The organism is Streptomyces lydicus (assembly GCF_004125265.1).
Lineage (GTDB): Bacteria > Actinomycetota > Actinomycetes > Streptomycetales > Streptomycetaceae > Streptomyces > Streptomyces lydicus_C.
The window spans coordinates 6,292,942-6,316,506 of record NZ_RDTE01000003.1 but is presented as its reverse complement, the minus strand read 5'-3'; the positions used below and the strand labels follow the sequence as shown (position 1 = coordinate 6,316,506).

Here is a 23,565-nt window from a genome sequence, read left to right as displayed (position 1 = left end):
CCCTGCGAACAGGCCGCACCAGCGCTTTCGTCCATACCGGCCCGTCGGGGAGGAATCATCCATGACCATCAGCCTCGCCCAATTGCGGCGGTGCTCGGCCGCCGTCGACCTCGGAGCGGCCCGGACCAGGGTGTATGTGAAAAACCAGGGGCTGGTCGTCGATGAACCGACCGTCGCCGCCATCAACACCCGTACCGGGGCACTGCTGGCCGTGGGCGCCCAGGCCGAGGTGATGGACGGGCGCACCCCCGACTACATCCGGGTGGTGCGCCCGGTCTCCAACGGCACCATCGTCGACATCGACATGGCCCAGCGGCTGCTGCGCACCCTGGTCGGCGAGCGGCTGCGCAAGACCTGGCGGCGCCGCCCCACGACGCGGGCCGCGGTCTGCCTCCCGTACGGCAGCGAGCCGCTGGCCCAGCGGGCGGCCGTGGAGACGCTGACGGGGCTGGGGGCACGGCGGGTGGAGCTGGTCGACACCCTGGTCGCCGCCGCGGTGGGCTCCGGACTGCCGGTGGAGCAGCCGGAGGCCACCATGATCGTGGTGTGTGGTGCGGGAACCACGCAGGTCGCGGTGCTCTCGCTCGGTTCGATCGTGGCGGCGGAGAACGTTCCGGTGGGCGGAAACGCCATCGACCACGCAGTGATCCAGCACCTGCGGCTGCACCACGAGCTGATGCTGGCGGGCCAGGCGGTACGTCCGCTGCAGCTGATCCTCTCCGGCGGCGACGGCCTGACACCCGGCTCCACCGAGGTGCACGGCCGGGATGTGGTCAGCGGGATGGCGCGCTCCGTGCACGTCGACACCGAGCGGGTACGGGACGCCATCACCACCCCGCTGACCGCGATCCTCGACGGCATCGGGTCGGTGCTGCGCCGCTGCCCGCCGGATCTGGTGGCCGACCTCGGGGAGCGCGGCATCGTGCTCGCCGGCGGCAGTGCGCTGATCCCCGGACTGGAGCCGATGATCCATCAGGCCACGACCATGCCGGTGCACACCGCGGACCGCCCCGACATCTGTGCCGTCATGGGGCTCGGCGCCATGATCGAGGGCAAGGTGCAACCCCTGCACCTCGATCCGATGGACCCGTAGGGGCGGGCACGCGCCGGGCGGGGCCGGGCCGCACCGGGTCGTGGGGCGGGGCCGGGCGGGCCGTGGGGCGGGGCCGGGCGGGCCGTGGGGCCGGGCCGGGCGGGCCGTGGGGCCGGGCCGGGCCGGCCAATTGGGCACTACAGGCTCCCTGGCCGGGCAGCCCACCCACTACCGGAACCTACAGGCCTACAGGCCCCGGGCAGCTACAGACTCCGGGCGTTCCAGGCGACCACGGCGGGGCGGTCGTGCTCCGTGCCCAGGACGCCCACCGCCCCGGTCTCGAACGTGAACAGCCCGCCGGCGCCGGGCGGCAGTCCGAGCCTGCGGGCGGCCAGCACCCGCAGGAAGTGGGCGTGCGCCACCAGCGCCACATCCCCCTCATCGGCGGCCAGCTGCGGCACGATCCGCGCCAGCACCCGGTCCGCACGCGCCCCGACCTGCTCGGGTGACTCCCCGGGGTGCCCGTCGGGCCCCTCGGGGACACCGTCGGTGAACAGATACCAGCCGGGACGGCTGCGGTGGATCTCGGCGGTGGCGATGCCCTCGTAGCCGCCGTAGTCCCATTCCCGCAGGTCGGCGTCGGTCTGCGGGCGGGCGAGGCCCGCCAGTTCGGCGGTGCGCAGCGCCCGCTTCATCGGGCTGGCGTACACCTGCCCGATCTTCCGGTCCGACAGCAGCGGCCGCAGTGCGCGGGCCTGCTCCTCACCGACCGCGGTCAGCGGCAGATCGGTCCAGCTGGTGTGCCTGCCGTCCCGGCTCCACTCGGTCTCGCCGTGCCGGACCAGAAGGAGGTCGCTCACGAGCCCTGCGCCTGCTGCCCCTGCTCGGCGGCCTCGGCCTGCTCGTTCTGCTGGGCCTCGGTGACCGAGGCGCGGACCTCGTCCATGTCCAGTGCGCGGGCCTGGCCGATGACGTCCTCCAGGGCCTCGGCGGGCAGTGCGCCCGGCTGGGCGAAGACCGCGATGTTCTCGCGGACGATCATCACGGTCGGGATGGACTGGATCTGGAGGGCCTGGGCCAGCTCGGGCTGCGCCTCCGTGTCGACCTTGGCGAAGACCAGGTCGTCATGCGTCTCGGACGACTTCTCGAAGACCGGGCCGAACTGCTTGCACGGCCCGCACCACTCGGCCCAGAAGTCGATGAGGACGAAATCGTTGCCGGACACGATTTCGTCGAAGTTGTCCTTGGTGAGCTCGATGGTGCTCATGCGTGTTTCCCTGCTTCCGGTCTGTCGACGATTGCCAATCGGTCTCCGGCTGCGGTAACGGGCACAACCCGTGACGTATTCCGCACGCCGGACCGTTCCGCACCCCTGCCCAACGATCGCGTTCCTAGACATCGCGATTCACGTGGGAAACGCCACGCCACCCAGCGGGCTCCACCACGGCCCCCGCGACTCCCCCGAAGCGCACCCTCACCCCCAGGGGAAACACCCCCGAGACTCCCGGCCCCCTAGCGGCCCCTTAGTGGCCCCCTAGCTCTTCGCCTTGGCGTAGTCGGTCGCCATACCGCCCGCGAAGTCGTACAGGATCACCTGCTCGTCCCCCACGACCCAGGCATCGTGACCGGGCGGACAGACGAACACGTCGCCGGGGCCCACTTCGGACTCCGCGCCGTCGTTCATCCGCAGACGCATCCGGCCCTGGACCATGTAGCAGTTGTGGTGTACCTCGCAGCTTTTGGTCCCGACGATCGGCCCTATCGACTCCGTCCAGTGCCAGCCGGGCTCGAAGGTGGCCACGGCAAAGTCCAGTCCGGTGAGGTGCAGGGCTTCGAGGTGGCCCCGGGGAAAGTCGCGCCGTTCATCCGGCTTGTCGACCGTCTTGACTTCCATCATGAGGGCTTCCTCCGTCCGTCCCCCTGGTGATCCGGCCGCCTGGTCAACCGGCCAGTCCGGCCATCCGGGCACACCCCCCTGTCGTTCCATGGTGCGCCGTACCGGAACACCCGGCCACCGGGGCCTGGCGGGCCGCCGGAACATCTCCACAGAGCCCCGCCACGGCCGTCCGACGGGATGTCGCCGGGGAGGTGCCGTAGCACGCAGTCGCCTCCCCCGGCGGCTAGCATCGCGAAAGGACCGCCAAGAACGGAGCATTCTTCTGTGCGTCATCTGCGCGTAGGCGTCGCCATCTTGACCATGGGAAACCGTCCCGCCGAACTGCAGGCGCTGCTGGATTCGGTCGCCAAGCAGGACCTCCCGCCGGCCCACATCGTGGTCATCGGGAACGGCTCGCCGCTCCCCCCGCTGCCGCACGGCGCCGTGGGCATCGAGCTGAGCGACAACCTGGGCATCTCCGGCGGCCGGAACGTCGCCCTGGACGAGCTGCGCAAGCTCGGGGACCTCGACCTGGTGGTCGATCTGGACGACGACGGCCTGCTGATCAGCCCGGATGTGTTCAGCCGGCTGGCGGAACTGCACACCGGCGACCCGAAGTTGGGGGTCGTGAGCTTCCGCGTCGCCGACGAGCGGGGCCGCACCCAGCGCCGGCACGTCCCCCGTCTGCGCGTCGGCGACCCGGCACACGGCGGTCTGGTCACCACGTTCCTCGGCGGCGGGCACTCGCTGTCCGTCCCGATGCTGGACAGAATCGGCGGCTGGCCGGACGAGTTCTTCTACGCGCACGAGGAGACCGACCTGGCCTGGCGGGCCCTGGACGACGGCTGGCACATCCGCTACGCGCCGGAACTGGTGCTCCAGCACCCGTACACCTCGCCCACCCGGCACGCCGTCTACCACCGCATGGTCGCCAGAAACCGCGTCTGGCTGGCCAAGCGGCACCTCCCCGCGCTCCTGGTGCCGCTCTACCTCGGCGTATGGGCCGCACTGACAGCCGTCCGCACCCGCTCGGCGGCAGGCCTGCGCGCCTGGGCCGCGGGTTTCGCCGAGGGGGTACGGACCCCGTGCGGACGGCGGCGGCCGATGCGCTGGCGCACGGTCTGGCGCATGACGAAGCTGGGCCGCCCCCCGGTCATCTAAGGGGCCATCCCCATCAGGGAGCCACCCCCTCCCTCCGCAGATACGGGTCCGTCACCCCGCCCGGGCAGGCGAGCCGTTCACGGTCCCATCCGGCACGGCGGGCCCCGGCCCGATACGCGCTCTCGTAGAAACCGAGCACGGCAGCACGGGGATCGGCCGCGATGCGGGCCTCGTCGTACGGCAGCACCGCCAAGTGGCTGCCGCCGCGGTCGGCCCACTGCGCCGCCGCGGGCTCCAGTGGCTCCTCGGCCAGGCCGGCGGGCTCCGGAGCGGTGTAGGAGTAGAACGCGGGCGCGGCGAAGGAGTCGTCGCCGAACCAGAAGCCGAAGCTGATGACCTCCCGGGAGTACGCCTCCCGGGTCACCGGGTCGACCTGTCCGGGCTGGTCGATACGCCGGTCGGAGAACCGGGTGTGGGCGATGTCGAAGGTGTGCCAGAAGTGATGCACCGGGCTGACCTTCCCCGAATAGCCCGCGGCGAACTCCTCCAGCACCGACGCCACCTGGCTGAGGACCTGCCAGTAGCGGGTGGCATGCCCGGCGTCGTAGGTCGCGTGCTCGGTGTCCTCGGCGAACGGACGGCCGGCGTCGGGCAGGTCGAACGGCCGGGGGATGTCGAGCTCCACCCGGACGCCCAGCGTGGCCAGCGACTCCATGACCGCGGCGTAAAAGGACGCCACGGAGTGACCGACGAGCGGGAAGGAGACCGACCGGCCGTCCAACACCGCGACGACCAGCTGATGACCGACGAAGTCAAAATCGACTGTGAAGACCGGGTTCCCGTCGACCTGCCCCATCGGGCGGCTGGTGATTCCGCGTCCGGTGAGATGGAACGGCACGTTCCACCAGTGGTTGCGCCGCGGAGCGGCGGCCAGCCGGACCTTCCCCACGATCTGAGCGAAGCGATGCAGCGTCTCTTTGGTGTCCCGCCACTCGGCGAACGGGATCGGCGGGAACAACTCCACCGTCATCACCTTCCCTTCCCGCCCGGCACTCCTGACGGCCGGGCGGACCGGATGCCCATGATGGCCACGCGGGGGCGCAACGGCGTGCCGCCTCCCCGCAACACCCCTGCCTGGACGCACCAACACCACCCGGCCAACCCAAGGCCGCACAGTGCCGGCACCTCGTACGGGACCCGCCACACCCCTTCGTACGGGACCCGCCACACCCCTTCGTCCGGGACCCGCCACGCCCTTTCCTGCGGGCCCCGCCACGCCCTTTCCTACGGGCCCGCCACAGACTGCCGTCCAGCTCATGCACCAGCAGCGGGCTGCTCGGCTTCAGGCCCGCATGCCGCCGTCGACGCGCAGGACCGTCCCGGTGACATAGGAGGCACGGTCGCTGAGGAGCCAGGCTGCGGCCTGGGCGATCTCGTCCGGGTCGGCGACGCGGCCCAGCGGGGTCAGGGCGTTGAGCTGCGCGATGGTGCCCGGGGACTCCTCCTCCCAGTCCTCCAGCATCTCGGTGAGCGTGGTGCCGGGCGCGACGGCGTTGACGCGGATCCCCTCCGGGCCGTAGGTGACGGCTGCCGACGCGGTGAGGCTGTTGAGCGCCCCCTTCGTCGCGCCGTACGCGGGCAGCTCGGGGTTGCCCATCAGGCTGCCGACGCTGGAGGTGTTGACGATGGCCCCGCGCTTCGCCGTGGCGCGTATCGCGGCGATCTCGGCGTTCATGGCCAGCCACGAGCCCTTGAGGTTGACGGCGCAGACGCGGTCGAAATCGGCCTCCGGCAACTGGTCCATCGGGCCGGGCGGCTGCCCCGTCGCACCGTTGTTGAAGGCCACGTCGAGCCGGCCGTACAGCTCCACGGCCCGGTCGACGGCGGCACGGATGCTCGCCCCGTCGGCCAGATCGCACACCACATGGTCCGCGGTGCCGCCGGCCGCCCTGATCTCCTCGGTCACCGTCTTGAGCTGGTCCTCCGTGCGGGCCGCGAGGAGCACCCTGGCCCCCTCCCGGGCGAACAGCCGCGCCGCAGCCGCACCGATGCCGCGACCGGCACCGGTGATGAAGGCGACCTTGCCGGCGAGCAGACCCGAGGTGGTGCTTGAGGTGATCGGCGTGCGTGACGTGCTCGGTGCGCCCGGTGTGCCCGGTGTGCTCGACGTGCTCGACGTGCTCGACGTGCTCGACGTGCTCGGCACGACGGACGTGATCGGTGTGATCGGCGTGATCGGTGTGTTGTCCATACCGACGAGCCTGTGTCCGGCCACCCCGCTCATCCAGGCCCCAGGAGTACCTGGCTGGGCACCTCGGCACCCCGCACACTGGGCAGGTGAATCAACGAGTACGACGAGAGCTGGGTGACTTCCTGCGCAGCAGGCGCGAACGCACCACCCCCGCGGACGTGGGGCTGCCCGCCGGGCCGCGCCGCCGTACCCCGGGACTGCGGCGCGAGGAGGTGGCACAGCTGGCCTTCATCTCGACCGAGTACTACACGCGGCTGGAGCAGGCCCGCGCCCTCCACCCCTCCAGCGAGGTGCTGACCCAACTTGCCCGCGCGCTACGCCTGTCGGACCCCGAGCGCGGCCACCTCCACCACCTCGCCGGCGCCCCGCCCCTGCCTCCGCCGGGACCTTCGCGTGAGGTGCGGCAGAGCATCATCGACCTGCTGCACCGGCTGCCGGGCGCCGCGGCGATCGTGATCTCGGCGACGTACGAGGTCATCGCCTGGAACGACCTGGCCGCCGCCCTGATGGAGGACTTCTCCGCCCTGTCGCGCCGGGACCGGAATCTCCTCCGCCGCGCCTTCCTCGGCCCGTACCGGCACGGCCGGCGCCTGTACGGCGTCTCGGACGCGGACGCCTTCACCCGGACCTCGGCCCAGCACCTGCGCGCCGCCGCGGCGCGCTACCCCACCGACCCGGAGGTGACCGTCCTGGTCCAGGAACTCCTGGACGGCAGCGCCGAGTTCGCCCACATCTGGGCAGCCCATGACATCACCGCCCGCCCCACCCCCTGCAAGACCTTCGCACACCCCCTCGTCGGCCCCGTCAGCGTCAACTGCGACGTCCTCGACATCGCCGACCGCGACCAACAACTCCTCATCTACACCGCACCCCCCGGCACCCCCTCGGAAGAGGCCCTACGGCTGCTGTCCGTCGTCGGCACACAGCGCATGGGGGTACCCGGCTGACGTGCGTCCCTCCTGCAGTGGAGGAGGCCTGCCCGTCCCTGACCCGGCGCCCTACCTCACCCGCGGCCCACCGGAGGTGTGGCTCCCGCGCATGTGGGGCCGGCCCCACACTGACAAGGACACCTATCGGTGCTGTGACCTCCGCCGCCCGAAGGCATCATCGTCGGACTGGCTGAACAGCTCGGCTGAAGGCTGCGGAAGGAAGAGGCCGCCGCCCGCCCAACGGAATCAGCCGGGCCCTCGGTAGGGATCGACAGGGCATCGACATCGAGGTCGAGGTCGCCCGCGGGAGGCACCAGCAACACACCGGACGGCGGCATCACCTGGCCTCGATCCGGGCCGCGGTCAGGATCGTGATCGGGTCGGGCTCACTCCGACGGTTCCCGCAGGCGTACCGCGAGGGCGGCGATGTCGTCGTCCAGGCGGCCTCTGCTGTAGTGGAGGAGGTCGCGGTGGAGGGCCGCGAGCAGCTCGTGGGGTGGTGTCGGGGGCTGTCGGCGCATCCAGGACGCCAGCGGGAAGAAGCCGCCGTCGCGGGCGCGGGCCTCGGCGATCCCGTCGGTGTAGAGAAGCAGCAGGTCGCCGGGGGCGAAGTCGAAGGTGTCGATGGTGTAGTGATCGCCGATCAGCTCCGCGAGGTTGAGCAGCGGCGAGGGGGTGGTGGGCTCCAGGGCACGGAGTTCCCCGCGGTTCCGGAGCAGTGGCGGAGGGTGCCCGCAGTTGAGGATATCGATGCGCCCGCCATCGTGCGGGATCTCGACAAGAAGGGCGGTGGCGAAGCGCTCCATCGGCCCCTCGGGAGGAAAGGCGGCGTTGTAACGGGTGCTGCTCGCATCCAGCCGGCGCGCGACGCTGACCATGTCGGCCTCGCCGTAGGCCGCCTCCCGGAAGGAATTGACGATCGCCGCAGCCGCCCCCACTGCCGGCAGGCCCTTGCCCCGCACGTCGCCGATAAGCAGCCTGACCCCGTACCGCGTGTCGACCACCTCGTAGAAGTCCCCGCCGATACGGGCCTCCGCCGCGGCCGCGAGATACAGCGACTCGATCTCGACGCTCCCGAAGCGGCGCGGCATCGGGCTCAGCACCACCTGCTGCGCCGCGTCGGCGACGAGCCGCACCTGGAAGAGGGTCCGCTCCCGCTGGAGCCGGACATGGCTTCCGTATGCGGCCGCCACGGTGACCGCGATGATCCCCGCGGCCGTCCACCACGTCCCCAGACCGGGGAAGACGATGCTGAGGCCGATCATCAGAAACAGGCAGACCGTCCCCAGCAGGACGGTGGGGAGCACCGGCCACATGGCGGCGGCGAGGGCCGGTGCCGCAGGCAGGAGGCGGCTGAAGGCCATTTCCGGGGGTGTGGCATATGCCAGGCTGGCGATGACGACGGTCAGAATCACCGGCGACAGCCGCACCAGGCTCCCCCGGCCGTGGCGACGACGCAGCCGCGGCCGTTCAGGCTCGATCACACTTCACAGAATATCTACGTAAAGGTGACATAGCGCTCTGACGGGTCGGACCGGACGTCCGGAGCCGGCCACCTGCTCCTGACCGGCTCGCCGGCTTTGGCGGCGTCTCCTCGTGCAGGCCTTGGCAGCCTTGGTGACATTGCCGGGCCTTGGCGGCCTTGGCGGCCTTGGCTGTGTCGCACCTGCTCCGCGCTCCGCGCGACTCCGGCAAGGTCCGCGAAAACCTGCGACACCCCGGGGCCGGGGCCGGGAAGCGGAAAGTCCGCTGCCCCGGTGTGTCGCACCGGGGCAGCGGACTTTCGTGGCTCAGCGTCGGCGGGAAGTAGTCCTCGCCGGGTGGAGAGCGATCAGCAGTGAACGGTCGAGGGGGCGGCGGTCAGCGGTTGAAGATGGGCATGATGGCCTTGCTGTCGTCGCACCACACCTCGTGGTATCCGTTCGCCTGGGCATTCGGGAGTTCCGACGCTTCGCACGCCGCCTTCGAGGGGTACCGCTCGGCACCGATGGGGACCCAGCCGTCGCCGGGGGGCGGGGCGGCGAAGGCGGTGGTGGCGGTCAGGGGGATGGCGACTGCTGCGGCACTGACAGCGAGTCCCATGCCGATTCGGGTACGCCATGCCTTCATGGTGGTCTCCTAGCTTGTTTGTCTCTTGTTTGTCTCTTCCCGCCTTTGGCGCTCTGGGCTGGTCGGGCCCAGAAGTGCGTGGGGCGCTCTGGGCTGGTCGGGCCCAGAGGTGTGGTGGCTTGTGTCCGGGGTGAAGGTGCCGGGCGGTCAGCCGATGGGGTTGACGAAGGTGGCCGGGTGGGTGGCGCTCCGCTGGTCGACGAGCGTGCCCCAGGGCCATTCCACGGTCAGCGAGGTGGTCTCGTTGGGCGGGGTGACGTCCGCGAAGGCGGGCTGGTAGAAGCCCGTCTCTTCCTTGGTCATGGCGACGTTGATCGTGAAGTCGGTGCTGTCCCCGGGCTGCAGGGTGATCGAGCTGAACTTCTTCGACGAGCGGGCCAGCGACCAGCGCTCGCCGCCGTTCTCGGACTTGAGGTCCACGCCCGGGAAGCCGCCGATCTTGCAGGCACTGCCGCCCTTGTTGGTCAGGACGATGCTGGTGGTCGTCGCGCCGCCCGCGTCCGGGTCCGGGACCGCGTCGCCGCCGGTGGCGAAGGCCGCCCCGCCGGCGTCGACGGCCGCCGCACCCGCGTCCGTGCGGCCGGCGGGCTTCGCGCCGGCGTCGTCCGATCCGGAGCAGGCGGTCAGGGTGAGACCGGCGGCTGCGGTCAGAGCCGCGGCGGCAAGGCGCAGGGTGCGGCGGCGAGCGGTGCGGACGGTGGCGCTGGAGTTCATGACGGGTCCCCCGGGGCAGTCGGTGTCGTGGGTTTTCTTGATTCCCTCGGTACGTCACCCACTCTGCTCGGGGCCGCTACCGTCGGCCTGCCGCGGCACTAACGTCCGGCTAGCACGGGCGTGAGCAGCGGAAGAACGCCCAGGAGAACCCGAAGAACCCCCGCCACAGCCCGGGTTCGGTTCTGCCTCTCCGGTCGGGACCGGAGAGGCAGAACCGAGCAGTACGAGACTCAGCATCACGAGAAGCAGTACGAGACCCAGTGGTACGAGTCCCAGTGGCACGAGACTCAGCGGTACGAGAGCCAGTGGCACGAAGCTCAGATGAACGAGGCCACGACGTTGGCGTGATTGCTCATCAGGCAGCGGCGAGGCCGTTGAGCAGGTGGCCGAGCTCCGTCGGCGCCTGGATGTGGGCCAGGTGCCCCTGACCGGGAAGCACATGGACGTCGGCACGGGTGACGCGCTGCCGGACATCGTCGAACGACGTTCCGTAGGGGGCCGTTCCGTGATTGCACTGCCCGATGATCAGGTCGACACGATCCGCCCGTCGGGCCATCTCATCCGGTGGCGGCGCCGAGTTGAGCGCGGCGAGCTCCGCGTACGCCGGTCTGCTCAAGTGCTGCATTTCCTCCCATCCTTGACGGTCGGACCGCAGTGCCTCGACCTGCGCCGTGTCGAGTCCGGCGAGCTGCCGGTTCACGATCTCGACGGTGGCATCCCAGTCCGCCGCCTCCTCAGCGGTCCGTAGATCCGGCAGTATGTGACGGCCGAACGGCCGCATCACCGGCTCGTAGGCAATCAGCTGGCGCAGTGGACGATCGTTGGCGGCCAGTAGCGCGATCAAGCCGCCGTAGCTCCAGCCGAAGAGCGCCTGCGTGCCTTTGCACTCGTCGAGGATCACGCCGAGGTCCTCGACCTCCGCTTGCAGCGAGTACGCGCTGGTCAACGGCCCCGAGGGGGTACGGCCCCGACGGTTGACGACCGTCACCGACGGCCAGGCGTCGACGGCGGCCGCGACATGACGCCACCCGCGCGCGTCACTCATCGCACCCGGGACGACGACGAGACCAGGAGCATCAGGCTCCCCGTAGACCTCGACCGTGACCCAACTCCCCCCACCGACCGGCAGACTTTTCTGAATCGTTTGCTCCATAAATTCATTATGGAGCAAACGCTCTACAATGCAAGGGTGCCCCAGCCAACCCGTGGACGACCACGAGCCTTCGACCGCGACCGCGCGATCCTCGACGCCGCCCGCCTCTTCTGGCGACGCGGCTACTCCGGGACGTCGACCCGCGACCTCACCGCCGCCCTCGGACTCTCCACCTCCAGCCTCTACGCCGCCTTCGGCAGCAAAGCCGGACTGTTCGAGGAAGCGGTGCGGACCTACGCCGAGCGCTACCGGGAGATCTACCGGCAGGCCGTCACCGAGCAGGACCTCCGGGCCGTCATCCATCAGGTCCTCATCAACTCGGTCCACGAGTTCACCCGGCCAAGTGACGCACATCCAGGCTGCCTTCTCAGCAGCGCCGCGATGACCGACAGCACGAGCACGCTCGACACCAGCGCCCACTACGCCGAACTGCACGCCTGGAACGAGCGGGCCCTCCACGCACGCATTGAGCGAGCGGCCCAGGGCGGGGAACTCGTCGCCGGGACCGACGCAACGGCCCTGACCGGAGTCGTCCAGTCCGTCGTCCACGGCCTGTCCGTACGAGCCAACCTCGGCACACCCAACGAGGACCTGCTGGCGACGGCACGCCTCGCCCACGAACTGATCTGCCGGCAACTCGTGCCACTGACTCCCTGACTCGTAAGGCGGTGACGACCGGGGCCTGTGGGATGCGCCGTCTTCTTGTGGCATCCGGTCGTGACGTCCAGTCGTGGCGCCGGCCGTGCATCCAGCCGTGGCGCCAGTCGTGCGGCCGGCCGGGGCTTCCAGCAGAGGTGAGGGCGTCAAGCGGTCGCCCGAGAGCCTGCCCACCAGTCCCCTGCTACCTGTTGCCGGTCGCCGGTCGAGGCTCAGATCCCCTGACAAGACGCAAGTCGCCTGCCGTCCCTGCTGGGTGATCGCTTGAGCAAGGCCTGAGCTGCGTTGCCATGACGACGACGACCTGACGGCTGCTGCCCTGGTTCCGGTGCTGCCCCGGTTCCGGCAGGCAGTTTGGCGTCTCCAACCAGACGCCACAGACAGGTCATTCGGGTTCCCCCTGGGCGTTCTTCCGCTGCTCACAACGGTGTTAGCCGGACGTTAGTGCCGCGGCAGGCCGGCGATAGGGGCGCCGAGCAGAGTGGGTGACGTACCGAGGAGAGCACCAAACCCACTGTCCGGGGGGACCCCGAAATGAGCTCCAGCACCACTGTCCGCGCCGCTCGTCGCCGCACCCTCCGCGTTGCCGCTGCGGCCCTGGTCGCAGCGGCCGGCCTTACCCTGACCGCCTGCTCCGGCGCGGATGCCGGCGGCACGAAGTCCGCGGGCCGTGCTGATGCGGGCGCAACCGCCGTCGAATCCAGCGGCGCGGGCTCGTCCGCCGAGTCCAGCGGCAAGGGCTCCTCTACCGGAGCGCAGGGCTCCGATGACCGGACGGGCTCCGGCGCCAAGGCCGACACCAAGACGGGCGGCGCGGACAAGCAGTCGGGCGGCGCGCACACCACCGACGGCGGAAAGACGGGATCCCCGGCCCGCACCCAGCGCCTGGCGGACGGCGTCAGCAAGGCCGAGATCTACAAGCTCGGCGACCAGCACTACCGCGCCAAGATCGTCGCCCGCGGTTCGGTCCTGGCCACGCTGGAGACGAAGGGGCACGACGACGGGCTCGACGCCAACGACATGTTCGTCACGCTCACGCTGGACGGCCAGGTCCACTCCTGGATGGGCGGCGGACACCAGGGACCGGGCACCTTCAAGCTCGCGGGCGACTGGACGGCCAAGGTCACGAAGGTCGGCGAGCTGCGCTACCGCGCGCAGATCATCGGCCACGACGGCGTGGCAGCCACCCTGGAGACAAAGGGGCACGACGTCGGGCTCAACGCCAACGGCATCTACATCGTGCTCAGCAACGGCGGCGTGATCAGCGCCCACGCGTAAGCGCCCGCCCGCCCGACTGCGGCGGTGGAGCCACCTCCGGCGGGGCGGCTCCACCGCCGCCGTGACGGAAGCGTCCGTAGCCTTCAAGGACCCGGCAGTGGTCCCGCCACCGGCCACGAGCCCGTCCCGCAGGCGGCAGCAGCGGCGCGATCACCGTCCGGGCCACGTCAGAAATCTCCCCGTCCCTCACGAAAGGACCTCCGCTCGATGGTCGGGAAGACACCCCCTAGGGTGAGACCTCGGAAAATCCGGGTGCGGTGAATGGGGAGCTTGATGGAGCCGTTGGAAGCTGCGGACCCACGGGCCGCCGGGCCGTATCAGCTGCTGGGACGTCTGGGCTCGGGCGGGATGGGCCGGGTGTTCGTCGGAGAATCCGTGACGGGACGGCGGGTTGCCGTGAAGCTCGTACGGGAGGATCTGGCGGCCACGCCCGGTTTTCGCGACAGGTTCCGGCGCGAGGCCAAGCTCGCGATGCGGGCGGGCGGATTCTGGACCGCGCCGGTCGTCGACGCGGACCCGGACGCCACCATGCCGTGGATCGCAAGCCAGTACGTCGAAGGCCCCTCGCTCGACGAGCACGTCATCCAGCAGGGCCCGTTGGACGAGCCCGAGGTGCGCAGGCTCGGCACGGGTCTGGCCGAGGCCATCGCCTCGTTCCACCGGGGCGGCCTTGTCCACCGCGACCTCAAGCCCTCCAACGTCCTGCTCGTCGACGACGGTCCGAGGGTCATCGACTTCGGCATCTCCAAGGCCCTGGAGACCACCGGCGGTACCGATCTGACCAAGGCCGGGACCGTCCTGGGCACGCCTGGCTTCATGTCGCCGGAGCAGGCGCTGGGGCAGCCGGTGGGCCCGCCCTCGGATGTCTTCTCGCTCGGCTCCCTGCTCGTCTACGCGGTCACCGGCGCCGGACCCTTCGGCGACGGGTCCTCCCACGCGCTGCTGTTCCGGGTGGTGTACGAGGCACCCGATCTCAGCGCCGTGCCGGACGGCCTGCGGGGGCTGGTGCAGGACTGTCTGCACAAGTCTCCAGAGGGCCGCCCCACCGCCGACGCGCTCCTCACACGTCTCGCGGGCGTACCGCGGGCGACGGTCCCCGACCCGCGCATCGCGCCGAGGCCCGTGGCGGAGACCGTTTCCGACGCGGATGCCCTGGCGGCCACCGGACCGCAGCCCGCGAGCTCAACGGCCACGACCGGGCCGCCCAAGGCACCCGCGGAGCCTGTGGCATCCGCGGCACCTGAGGCACCTGAGGCACCCACGGTGGCGCCGCGCGGGCATCGGCCGGTTGCCGAACCGCCGGCCACGCTCCCCGCGTTCACCGTCGAGAAATGGGGCCTCGCGGCGGTCTTGCGCCGCATCCGATGGCCGGCCGTTTCGGCGTTGACGATCGCAGGCTTCCTGAACTTGGTCGGAGTGATGATCCATGGGTCCGAGGCCGCGTTGGCGTTGACGCTCTTCCTCATGCTGCTGCATCTGCTCTACGGGTTGAAAGTTTCGTTGCCGCTCCTCAGCCCCAGGACACTGCGGGTCGGCGCAGACGGGCTCTATGTGCGGCACGGCCCGTCCACGCTCACGGTGCCCTGGCGGGACATCTCCTCCGTCACGCTCACCCGGAAGTGGAACAGGCGCAGCATCACCCTGACGGCGGCCCTCGAAGAAGGAACGGGCACCCAGGTCCCCTCCCCGCTCCACGCCGGGACGGGTGTGCTGAAGTGCACGCTCGTCTCCCCCGCGAGGAACGAGACGGGCGCCCGCCTTTACGGCCTCGATACCGCACTGCGGCACTTCGCGGGCGGCCGCTACCGGTCGCGTCCCGCCGCGGGCTGACGATGCCGTACGGCCACTGACGAGTCGTGCGCCCGTGCCCCGCAGGGCGGAATCCGCGCCGGACGACTGCGCAAGGAGCCGGGGCCTCTCGGGAGGGCCCGGCACTCGGTCAGGTGCGGCGCCCATCGCCTCAAGGGACATCGAGCCGTGGCCACCAGGTACGACACACGCTCGGTCCGCTGCGAGGTTCCCGTCCTCGTTGCCTCCATCACCCAGCGGCCCCGTGATCCAGGGCCGCTGGGGCGACGACCAGTAACGCCGGGGCCACTACGGCGCCACCTACCGCGATCGGGGGAGGCGGGGCCCCGCTTCCGAGGGCGGTGGCGGCGGCTGGAGCACCCCCGAGGGGGTCGCGGAGTTCCTCTCCGACTGCGGCGGGGACTGCACCTTCACCCCCACCGCATGGGTCGGGGAGCCGACCGAGGGCACACCGACGGTGGTGGGGGACTACCGCGACAACTGCACCACCGAGCCGACTTCAAGCAGGGCGAGGCGGAGACCACCAGCGAATCGACGGTCATCGGCATGTCGGTCGGCGCGAACCCCGTCTCGGTGCTGCCGAAGATCGAGCACACCTGGCTCAAGCAGAACACGTCGAGCAGCGACACCACGGGCGCTCTGAAGCCCGGCGAGATCGGCTGGGTCGACGAGGTGTCGGTCACCCGGAAGGCCAAGGGCAACTGGCACCTCAACGGCATCGACCAGTCGAACCCCTTCGCTTCCGTGAACGAGCACAACCGCCGGGGTCCCCACGACTTCACCGATGTCGAGGGCGACATCACCTACAAGATCCTCAGGATCCAGTCCCGCCCCATGACCGACGAAGAGCGCACCAGCCGCTGCGGCAACACCAGCCCCAGCTAGTCCAGTTGGCGCGGAGCCCTGCGACCACCGGCGTTCCGTGAACGGCCCGACCCCGGACGAGGACCTGCCGACCCGGGACAAGGACCTGCCGACCCGGTGCAGCTCGCGAGCCCCGCACCGGTAAAGAGGAGACCTCACCACCCCCGGCCACCTCCTCGGCCGAGAACACACCGGCCCCAGGTCACTGACCTGGGGCCGGCGCCGTGAGCGGACGGCAAGCACGGCCCCGGCAGGAGACGGCCGATGCCGCCCGCGGGGGGGGCGGGCCCGGGCGCAAGCGCCGTCGAAGGCGGCAGATGACGGGCTGGGCGGTGCCGCACCGGCTCAGGCGGAGGTGCTTACGTCCTCCGAGAACAGGCTGATGACCCCGGCGGGGGCGTTGGCGCCGAAGATGAAGTCGATGGTGCGGTGGGCGGCGGCAGCCGCCTTCTGGCTCCGGGGGAACATTCTGCTCTCGTAGTCGGCGAGGGCCTGCTCGATGTCGTCGGGGTGGGCTGCGATCGCCGTGCCGAGTTCGGCGCCGTCGAGCATCGCGAGATTGGCTCCGTCTCCTCCGGGGACGGTCGCGTGTGCCGCGTCGCCGAGAAGTGTGACGCCGGGGACCCGGTCCCAGCGGTGGTCGTCCGGCAGCTCGTAGATGCTGCGCAGGACGGGTGCGGACGCGCCGTCGGTGAGCAAGGCCAGCAGTTCCGGCGCCCAGCCGTCGAACTCTGCCGCCACCCGTGCCGTCGCCGCCGGGGCATCGGTGAAGTCGATCGCATCGAACCACTCCACAGGACGGTGCAGCACGACGTAGGTGTGGACGACGTCACCGGGTTCACGGTGGGCGAGGAACCCTTTGCCCGGGACCAGGGCGTACAGGGCGCCGTTCCCGACGAGGCCGGCCACGCGCGGGTGGGCCGTGTCGACGTCGTGAAGGTAGGTGTCGACGTAGCTCATGCCTGAGTACACCGGCCGCTCGTCCGACAGGAGCGCCCGGACCTTGGACCAGACCCCGTCGGCGCCCACGAGGACGTCGGACACGGCCGACGAGCCGTCCACGAACGACACCTGGTGCCGTCCGTTTCCGATGGGGGTCGCCGAGACGAGCTTCTTGTCCCATCGCACCGTGCCGGGCGGCAGTGATGCGAGCAGAATCCGACGGATGTCACCGCGCAGTGTTTCCGGCCGTGCCAGGGAGCCGTCGTCCGGCCGGTCGACGACAACACGCCCCTGCTCGTTGACGACACGTCGCGCTCCGCCGCCTCGGTGGATGACCGAGCGGTACTCCTCGGTGAGGCCGGCCATCTCCAGGGCGAGCTGGCCGTCTTCTTCGTGGAGGTCGAGCTGCCCTCCCTGGGTGCGGACGCCTGCGGACTTCTCCGCCTCGTAGACGGTGGCGGGGATGTTGTGGAGGTGCAGGATCCGGGCGAGTGTGAGTCCGCCGAGGCCGGCGCCGATGATCGAGACCGAGGTCGTCACGGTGATTCCTTTCGCGGTGGTTCGCTTCCCACCTTGTGACGAACATTGTTCTATCAGCGATCATTGTTCGTCAACGGGTAGGGTGGCGTCATGGCAGGACGACGGGCAGCGCGTGACGCAATCTCCCGGGACCAGTGGGCGGCGCTGATCTCGGCCAAGAACACCGCCTCGGAAACCGGAGCGCGCCGGGCCGCCGGCCGGGAGAAGACTCCCATCACGGTGGAGCGCATCATCGACGCAGCTCTCCAGGCCGTCGAGGCGGGCGGCTTCGAGGACCTGACGATGCGCATGGTCGCGACGAGGCTCGGGACCGGCCCCGCATCGTTGTACGCGCACGTGCGCAACAGGGCGGAGCTCGGCGACCTGCTCATCGGCAGGCTGTGCTCCCAGGTCACTCTCCCCGCACCGGACCCCGCATGCTGGCGGGACCAGTTCATGGACGTGTGCACACAGCTGCGCGATCAGTTTCTGCGCTACCCCGGCATCGCACAGGCCGCTCTTACGGTGGCGCCCGCCGATCTGTCAGCTCTGCGGGTCGGCGAGGGGATGCTCGCGATCCTGCTCGCCAGTGGCGCGCCCGCCCGACAGGCGGCCTGGGCCAGCGACGCGGCCTTCCTCTACATCACGGGCTACTGCCTGGAGGCATCCGCCGCCCGGCGGCAGAGCGCGGACGCCGACGGCCGTGTGATCGACCGCGCCGAGATCGAGGAGCGGCTCCGGATGCTGCCGCCCGACCTGTTCCCCCATACCGTCACCCATGCGCGGGAGCTCACCTCGGGTACCGGACACGACCGGTTCGCCTTCACCCTCACCCTGCTGCTGCAGGGACTGGTCCCGCCACGGCCGTGAACAGTCTCAGGACATCGGCGCTCGTGCCGTCGTCCCTCGCCGGAGACCGGCGTCTTCCACGGTTCGAGACGTCCGCGGACCTGTGCCCACCTACGGTGCGCGCGATGAGCAGCGATTCCGGGCAGGGCGGCGACTGGGGACTGGGGACTGGGGACTGGGGTGAGCACAGCATCGGTGAGCGCGGCAGAGCTGCGGCGGCGGGTTCGAGCCGTCGAAGCGCTCCAGGCGAAGACGCGGGAGATGCCGCGGCGAACGTGCTGACCACGCGCGAGGCCGCGATCAAGGCGACACGGGCGAAGGAGGGGCCGATGTCGCAAGTGGTGCCCGCGCGTGCGGGTTTGATTCCTGCGCGAGCGGCGCGCGGAGCTCGTCCCAGGTGTGGTCCCCGCGCATGCGGGGCTGGTCCCGCTCCGGGACGATGCTGATCGCCTCCGCCCCGCTGGGGTTGGTCCCGAACGTCCGCGGCACCCTTCCGGCGCATTCCGTCGGACACCTACACCCACGTGCCGTCAGGGACGGCCCGCACAGAAGCCGAACCGCTCCGCCCCACATCCCCTGCGAGGTGACGTACGGCATGGACCATGCACTCGGCATCACCGATGACGCACGCCGAGCCGATGTGGCAGCGATCCTCGCGGTCAGCGCTCGCCACAGCGGATCCGCCTGGGCTACCGGAGCGCAATCACGCCCGGACGGCCCGGTGCCCGGGGGCGCACAGGACGCCGGGGCCAGCAGCACGCGGCCGGCTCGGCCCTCACGCGGATACGCGGCCATTGCGCCAGTCGGGGCCGGGAGGCCCTGCGCGGCGAGGATCTGAACGGCCGACAGGCACCCGAAGCCCGACGGGAGCACTTCGAGCACTTCGCTCTGCTCCGCTTCCTCCTCGCCCGGGCCAACGGCCCTGGGCGGCACCGGCGGGCGATCTTTACGGAGCCGTCAGCAGGCCGGGCAACCGCCGCGTGGGAGCGCGCTCTCCCAACTCCCCAACGGGTGAGGGAATGCGGAACCGGACCTCTGTGCGACCCGACGGCCCCTGGGCCCCACGTGACCCCTGCGCGTCCACTGGATCTTGGTCTGAACGGCTGAACGGGGGCCACCGCGCTGTGGCGGTGGCCCCCGTTCTGACGTTTCCCCAGGTAGAAAGGGGCTTCGCCCTGGGTGCTGCGGTGGGGCGGGTGGGACTCGAACCCACGGCCGACGGATTATGAGTCCGCTGCTCTAACCGGCTGAGCTACCGCCCCCCACGGCGCGTCGCGCACATTTGTGCGCGCCGTCTGCCGCAGCATAGCCGCTCATACGATCTGTTGCCCGTGAGGGCTGCCATCGCGCGACCACGCACGCCCAAGAGGACTTCGATCACGGGTCGTTCGGTTCCATGGCACAAGAAAAAGGACCCCTTGCGGGGCCCTCTTCCCTCTGCTCCCCCGACTGGACTCGAACCAGTAACCCTCCGGTTAACAGCCGAATGCTCTGCCAATTGAGCTACAGGGGACCGAGCTCCCCCGACTGGACTCGAACCAGTAACCTGCCGGTTAACAGCCGGCTGCTCTGCCAATTGAGCTACAGGGGATTGCTCTGTGTGCCTCGAATGCACCGCAGTCCGGGGCTCCGGACGGCGCGCGTTCGCTGCGACACATACATTAGCGCAAGCAGGGGGGTGCTCCGCCAATCGGTATCGCCTCAGGTCACCTCGGGTGATCTCCGGCCCCGGAGGGTAGGCGCGCGTCACAGCCAGACGCTCGGGTGCGCACCGGCACCGGAGGGGTCCGACGAGAGGAAGGGTGGAGCAATGCGCTACCGGCTCACGTTCATCGCGGGACTGGCCACGGGGTATGTGCTCGGCGCACGGGCCGGCCGGGAACGGTACGAGCAGCTCCGCAAGGCCGCCCAGCGGGTCACGCAGAATCCGGCGGTCAGGAACACCGCGGAGTCCGCCGCGCTGACCGGGCGCGACGCGGCGTCGAAGGCGTTCGGGACGGTGTCGGCCAAGGTCGGCGACCGGCTGCCGGGCTCGGTCGGCGCGCGGGTCCGCTCGCTGCGTGAGCAGCGTTCCCCCGACGAGGACGACTGGGGCACGAGCAATACCTGAGCCGGGTCCCCCGGCGGCAAACCCTGACGCTGCTCCTATGCGTCGTATGGGGCATCATCTGGGTGCATGGGGATAGTCGCCGGATTGGACAGTTCGTCCGAGAGCACACGGATCGTCGTCTGCGATGCGGACACAGGTGCCGTCATCAGGCAGGGGTATGCGCCGCACCCCGTCGAGAAGGGGCCCGAGGCCGATCCGCAGGCGTGGCTGATCTCACTCGGCGAGGCGGCGGGCCGGGGACTGCTCGAAGGGGTGCAGGCGATCGGTGTCTCCGCGCAGCCGCACGGTCTGGTCCCGCTGGACGTCGAGGGCAACCTCGTACGCCCCGCGCTGGTGGGCAATGACAAGCGGGCGCAGAGCGCGGCCGCGGACCTGATCGACGCGCTGGGCGGGCGCAGCGCTTGGGCGCAGGCCGTCGGGGCGGTGCCGCAGGCGACGCATGCGGTGACGAAGATGCGCTGGCTGGCGCGTACGGAGCCGGCGCATGCGGCCCGGATCGCAGAGATCATGCAGCCGCACGACTGGCTGGCGTGGCAGCTGCTGGGGCGTCCCGCCCGGCGAACGACGGACCGCGGCGGGGCCTCGGCGACGGGCTTCTGGTCGGCGGCGACCGAGACCTACCGGCCGGATCTGGTGGAGCTGGCGCTGGGCCATCAGGTGCGGCTGCCGGAGGTGCTGAGCCCGTCGGGGACGGCCGGGTTCACCCCGGAGGGGCTGCTGATCTCGGCGGGTACGGGCGAGACGATGGCGGCGGCCTTCGGGCTCGGGGTCGGTGAGGGCGACGCCGTGGTGTCGCTGGGCGCCTCGGGGTCGGTGTTCGGGATCCATCACGAGGCGCTGGCCGACCCGACCGGGACGATCAGCTCGTTCGCGGACGCGACCGGCCGGCATCTGCCCGTCGTGCACACCAGCAACGCCGTACGGGTGCTGCGCGGTGCGGCGGAGATGCTGGGGACGGATCTGGAGGGCGTGTCCGAGCTGGCGCTGAAGTCGTCGCCCGGTGCGTACGGGATGGTGCTGCTGCCGTATCTGGAGGGCGAGCGGACGCCGCATCTGCCGCATACCGCCGGGTCGTTGCACGGGATGCGCCGGGAGAGCATGAAGCCGGAGCACATGGCGCGGGCGGCCGTGGAGGGCATGCTCTGCGGGCTGGCGGACGCGCTGGATGTGCTGCGCGGGCGGGGCGTGGCGGTGCGCCGGGTGTTCCTGCTGGGCGCGGCCGCCGAGCTGGGTGCCGTGCAGGCGGTGGCGCCGGGGCTGTTCGGGGTGCCGGTCGTGGTGCCGCAGCCGGCCGACTACGCGGCGCTGGGCGCGGCGCGGCAGGCGGCCTGGGCGTGGGGGGTGGCGCACGGCACACTCACCCCGGCGCCCGGTGCGGAGGCGGGCGCGGGCGGCGGGTCCGCATGGGTCGATCCGCCGCAGTGGCCGGCCGCCGCGAGCCAGGTCTTCGAGCCCGGTGAGGAGCTGGCGGTCGGGCAGGCGGTGCGCCAGCAGTACACGACGGTGCGTGATGAGGCCCATCCGGGGGCGTTTCAGCGGTCGGCGTGAGTCGGGGGGACCGGGGGACCAAGGCAGGGATCGGGGCCCAGTGGTCCGGCAGTCCACTAGTCGGCAGTCCGAGAGTCCGGCAGTCCAGTAGTCGGCAGTCCTGTAGTCCGGGAGTCCCGTAGTCCGGGCCTCGGGTGTCAAGCAGCGCGGTGCGCTGGCGGCCCGGCGGGCGGGGGCTCGTGGCCCTGCGGCCGGTGCTTTTGCGGCCCAGCGGTCGGGTGCTCCCGCGGCCCGGCGGCCGGGTGCTCCCCAGCGGCCCGGTGCTCCCGCAGACCGGCGGTCTCGCGGCGCCACGACCCCACAGCCCCACGACCCCACGGCGTCACAGCCCCACAGCCCGTGTTGCCTCAGTCGAGGTAGCCGCGGAGTTGGTCGGCGAAGGCGTGGTCGCGGAGTTTGTTGAGGGTCTTGGACTCGATCTGCCGTATGCGTTCGCGGGTGACGCCGAAGATCCGGCCGATCTCCTCCAGGGTGCGGGGGCGGCCGTCGGCGAGGCCGTAGCGGAGCTGGACGACCTTGCGTTCGCGTTCGCCGAGGGTGGACAGGACCGCGTCGAGGTGTTCGCGGAGCAGCAGGAACGCGGCGGATTCGACGGGTGAGGCGGCGTCGCCGTCCTCGATGAGGTCGCCGAGCGCGACGTCCTCCTCCTCGCCGACGGGGGCGTGCAGCGAGACCGGTTCCTGGGCCAGCCTCAGCACCTCGCTGACGCGTTCCCCGGTCAGGTCGAGGTGGGCGGCGACCTCCTCGGGGGTGGGCTCGTAGCCGCGTTCCTGCAGCATCCGGCGCTGCACCCGCACCACGCGGTTGATCAGCTCGACGACATGGACCGGGACGCGGATGGTCCGGGCCTGGTCGGCCAGCGCGCGGGACATCGCCTGGCGGATCCACCAGGTGGCGTAGGTGGAGAACTTGTAGCCGCGGGCGTAGTCGAATTTCTCGACGGCGCGGATCAGTCCGAGGTTTCCCTCCTGGACGAGGTCGAGCATGGTCAGCCCGCGGCCGACATAGCGCTTGGCGACGGAGACCACCAGACGCAGGTTGGCCTCGATCAGGCGGCGCTTGGCCATCCGGCCCCGCACCACCAACCGGTCGAGGTCGTGGGCGAGTTGGGAGGAGAGGTCGGGGGTGGTGGTGAGCTTCTCCTCGGCGAAGAGGCCGGCCTCGACGCGGCGGGCCAGCTCGACCTCCTCGGCGGCGGTGAGCAGCGGGATCCGGCCGATCTCGCGGAGGTACTGGCGGAAGAGATCGGCGGACGGGCTGGCGGCCTCGGGGCGCGGTGCCGGCTCCCGGACGATCTCCTCGATGATCATTTCGGCGGCGGGCGGTTCGGCCTGCTGGGGCACGGTGAGCGGTTCCGGGACCTGTTCCGGGGACGGCTCCCGGGGCGGTTCCTGGGGCGATTCCGCGTACGGTTCGGCGTCGGGTTCCGCATCCCGTTCCGCGTCCGGTTCCGTGACCGGCGGTGTGGCGGGCGGCGCGTCGGCGAGGGTCCGGGTCTGCACGGGGGCGACCTCCAGGGTGATCGCTGCTGAGGCGGCAGAAAGGTCGGGCACGGTTGCGGCCGGGCCGCTGTCCGTCCCGTACGTCACAAGCGGTTGCGCGGGGGATTCCGGCGCGGTGCGACCGGGCCCGCCGCGCTCCGAGGACTCAGGCACCGCTTCTCAGTGTGGAGTACGACACACTCCCGCCACGAGGGGCGTGCGACCACTTTTTGAGTCCGGTCCGTGACCGGACGGCTACCGCGGGGAGTGTTTGGGGGTGTGAGGAGGCCCGCAGGGTGCCTTGCGGGGCGCCCCAGGCGTCCCAGACACCCCAAGACGCCA

Annotated in this window: 21 protein-coding genes and 3 tRNA genes; 10 read left to right on the top strand and 14 right to left on the bottom strand. The window is 70.9% G+C overall.

Annotated elements, in window-relative coordinates; all coding sequences use genetic code 11:
• Positions 1–61 precede the first annotated feature (61 nt).
• On the top strand, positions 62–1,093 hold the full coding sequence (locus D9V36_RS30335) for a rod shape-determining protein (protein WP_129296558.1): 1,032 nt from the start codon (positions 62–64) through the stop codon (positions 1,091–1,093).
• 203 nt (positions 1,094–1,296) lie between these two features.
• On the opposite strand, the gene D9V36_RS30330 is transcribed toward D9V36_RS30335, so the two are convergent.
• The 3 genes from D9V36_RS30330 to D9V36_RS30320 form a co-directional block, all read right to left on the bottom strand.
• Positions 1,297–1,893 carry a histidine phosphatase family protein gene (locus D9V36_RS30330; RefSeq protein WP_129296557.1) on the bottom strand — a complete coding sequence of 199 codons (597 nt, stop codon included), beginning with the start codon at positions 1,891–1,893 and terminating at the stop codon, positions 1,297–1,299.
• Positions 1,890–2,300: a thioredoxin gene (gene trxA, locus D9V36_RS30325; protein WP_129296556.1), complete on the bottom strand. Its 411-nt coding sequence runs from the start codon at positions 2,298–2,300 to the stop codon at positions 1,890–1,892. Before trxA ends, D9V36_RS30330 begins: the two co-directional genes overlap by 4 nt.
• A 267-nt stretch (positions 2,301–2,567) precedes the next feature.
• Complete coding sequence (locus D9V36_RS30320; protein ID WP_129296555.1) at positions 2,568–2,930, bottom strand: cupin domain-containing protein; 363 nt, start codon at positions 2,928–2,930, stop codon at positions 2,568–2,570.
• Between the two features lie 264 nt (positions 2,931–3,194).
• On the opposite strand from D9V36_RS30320, the gene D9V36_RS30315 reads away from it, so the two are divergent.
• A complete protein-coding gene (locus tag D9V36_RS30315; protein ID WP_129296554.1) occupies positions 3,195–4,070 on the top strand; it encodes a glycosyltransferase family 2 protein in 876 nt (291 codons plus the stop codon).
• 13 nt (positions 4,071–4,083) lie between these two features.
• Here the strand turns inward: D9V36_RS30315 and D9V36_RS30310 are convergent, their stop codons facing one another.
• Both D9V36_RS30310 and D9V36_RS30305 read right to left on the bottom strand, forming a co-directional pair.
• The gene (locus D9V36_RS30310; protein WP_164993199.1) at positions 4,084–5,034 is read right to left on the bottom strand and encodes a DUF5996 family protein; all 951 of its coding nucleotides are present in this window, start codon (positions 5,032–5,034) and stop codon (positions 4,084–4,086) included.
• A 318-nt stretch (positions 5,035–5,352) separates the two neighbouring features.
• Positions 5,353–6,261: an SDR family NAD(P)-dependent oxidoreductase gene (locus D9V36_RS30305; RefSeq protein WP_129296552.1), complete on the bottom strand. Its 909-nt coding sequence runs from the start codon at positions 6,259–6,261 to the stop codon at positions 5,353–5,355.
• Between the two features lie 86 nt (positions 6,262–6,347).
• Between D9V36_RS30305 and D9V36_RS30300 the strand changes: the two genes are divergently transcribed.
• Positions 6,348–7,208, top strand: a complete 861-nt coding sequence (locus tag D9V36_RS30300; RefSeq protein ID WP_129296551.1) for a helix-turn-helix transcriptional regulator — start codon at positions 6,348–6,350, stop codon at positions 7,206–7,208.
• 368 nt (positions 7,209–7,576) lie between these two features.
• On the opposite strand, the gene D9V36_RS30295 is transcribed toward D9V36_RS30300, so the two are convergent.
• The 4 genes from D9V36_RS30295 to D9V36_RS30280 form a co-directional block, all read right to left on the bottom strand.
• On the bottom strand, positions 7,577–8,674 hold the full coding sequence (locus D9V36_RS30295) for a PP2C family protein-serine/threonine phosphatase (protein WP_164993064.1): 1,098 nt from the start codon (positions 8,672–8,674) through the stop codon (positions 7,577–7,579).
• Positions 8,675–9,050: 376 nt separating this feature from the next.
• On the bottom strand, positions 9,051–9,299 hold the full coding sequence (locus tag D9V36_RS30290; protein WP_129296550.1) for a hypothetical protein: 249 nt from the start codon (positions 9,297–9,299) through the stop codon (positions 9,051–9,053).
• A gap of 147 nt (positions 9,300–9,446) precedes the next feature.
• Positions 9,447–10,013: a DUF4232 domain-containing protein gene (locus D9V36_RS30285; RefSeq protein WP_129296549.1), complete on the bottom strand. Its 567-nt coding sequence runs from the start codon at positions 10,011–10,013 to the stop codon at positions 9,447–9,449.
• Between the two features lie 355 nt (positions 10,014–10,368).
• Positions 10,369–11,166 (bottom strand): alpha/beta fold hydrolase, encoded by a 798-nt coding sequence (locus tag D9V36_RS30280; RefSeq protein WP_129296548.1) that lies wholly within the window; start codon positions 11,164–11,166, stop codon positions 10,369–10,371.
• Between the two features lie 36 nt (positions 11,167–11,202).
• On the opposite strand from D9V36_RS30280, the gene D9V36_RS30275 reads away from it, so the two are divergent.
• From D9V36_RS30275 to D9V36_RS30260, 4 genes are all read left to right on the top strand, one after another.
• Positions 11,203–11,823 (top strand): TetR/AcrR family transcriptional regulator, encoded by a 621-nt coding sequence (locus D9V36_RS30275; protein WP_129296547.1) that lies wholly within the window; start codon positions 11,203–11,205, stop codon positions 11,821–11,823.
• 534 nt (positions 11,824–12,357) lie between these two features.
• Positions 12,358–13,101 carry a hypothetical protein gene (locus D9V36_RS30270; RefSeq protein WP_129296546.1) on the top strand — a complete coding sequence of 248 codons (744 nt, stop codon included), beginning with the start codon at positions 12,358–12,360 and terminating at the stop codon, positions 13,099–13,101.
• A 273-nt stretch (positions 13,102–13,374) separates the two neighbouring features.
• Complete coding sequence (locus D9V36_RS30265) at positions 13,375–14,931, top strand: serine/threonine-protein kinase (RefSeq protein WP_164993063.1); 1,557 nt, start codon at positions 13,375–13,377, stop codon at positions 14,929–14,931.
• 402 nt (positions 14,932–15,333) lie between these two features.
• Positions 15,334–15,795, top strand: a complete 462-nt coding sequence (locus D9V36_RS30260) for a hypothetical protein (protein WP_129296544.1) — start codon at positions 15,334–15,336, stop codon at positions 15,793–15,795.
• A gap of 324 nt (positions 15,796–16,119) precedes the next feature.
• Here the strand turns inward: D9V36_RS30260 and D9V36_RS30255 are convergent, their stop codons facing one another.
• The gene (locus D9V36_RS30255) at positions 16,120–17,256 is read right to left on the bottom strand and encodes an FAD-dependent oxidoreductase (RefSeq protein WP_129296543.1); all 1,137 of its coding nucleotides are present in this window, start codon (positions 17,254–17,256) and stop codon (positions 16,120–16,122) included.
• A 90-nt stretch (positions 17,257–17,346) separates the two neighbouring features.
• Here D9V36_RS30255 and D9V36_RS30250 point away from each other — a divergent pair, with 90 nt between their 5' ends.
• Positions 17,347–18,105 carry a TetR/AcrR family transcriptional regulator gene (locus D9V36_RS30250; RefSeq protein ID WP_129296542.1) on the top strand — a complete coding sequence of 253 codons (759 nt, stop codon included), beginning with the start codon at positions 17,347–17,349 and terminating at the stop codon, positions 18,103–18,105.
• Positions 18,106–19,272: 1,167 nt separating this feature from the next.
• Here the strand turns inward: D9V36_RS30250 and D9V36_RS30245 are convergent.
• The 3 genes from D9V36_RS30245 to D9V36_RS30235 all read right to left on the bottom strand — a co-directional run bounded on the left by D9V36_RS30245 (position 19,273) and on the right by D9V36_RS30235 (position 19,675).
• Positions 19,273–19,346, bottom strand: a tRNA-Ile gene (locus tag D9V36_RS30245).
• Between the two features lie 178 nt (positions 19,347–19,524).
• Positions 19,525–19,597 (bottom strand) — tRNA-Asn (locus D9V36_RS30240).
• Positions 19,598–19,602: 5 nt separating this feature from the next.
• Positions 19,603–19,675 (bottom strand) — tRNA-Asn (locus D9V36_RS30235).
• A 219-nt stretch (positions 19,676–19,894) separates the two neighbouring features.
• Here D9V36_RS30235 and D9V36_RS30230 point away from each other — a divergent pair.
• Positions 19,895–20,194 carry a YtxH domain-containing protein gene (locus tag D9V36_RS30230; RefSeq protein WP_129296541.1) on the top strand — a complete coding sequence of 100 codons (300 nt, stop codon included), beginning with the start codon at positions 19,895–19,897 and terminating at the stop codon, positions 20,192–20,194.
• A 66-nt stretch (positions 20,195–20,260) separates the two neighbouring features.
• The gene (locus tag D9V36_RS30225; RefSeq protein WP_129296540.1) at positions 20,261–21,742 is read left to right on the top strand and encodes an FGGY family carbohydrate kinase; all 1,482 of its coding nucleotides are present in this window, start codon (positions 20,261–20,263) and stop codon (positions 21,740–21,742) included.
• 347 nt (positions 21,743–22,089) lie between these two features.
• Here D9V36_RS30225 and D9V36_RS30220 read toward each other — a convergent pair whose 3' ends face one another.
• The gene (locus D9V36_RS30220) at positions 22,090–23,397 is read right to left on the bottom strand and encodes an RNA polymerase sigma factor (RefSeq protein WP_129296539.1); all 1,308 of its coding nucleotides are present in this window, start codon (positions 23,395–23,397) and stop codon (positions 22,090–22,092) included.
• Between the last annotated feature and the right edge of the window lie 168 nt (positions 23,398–23,565).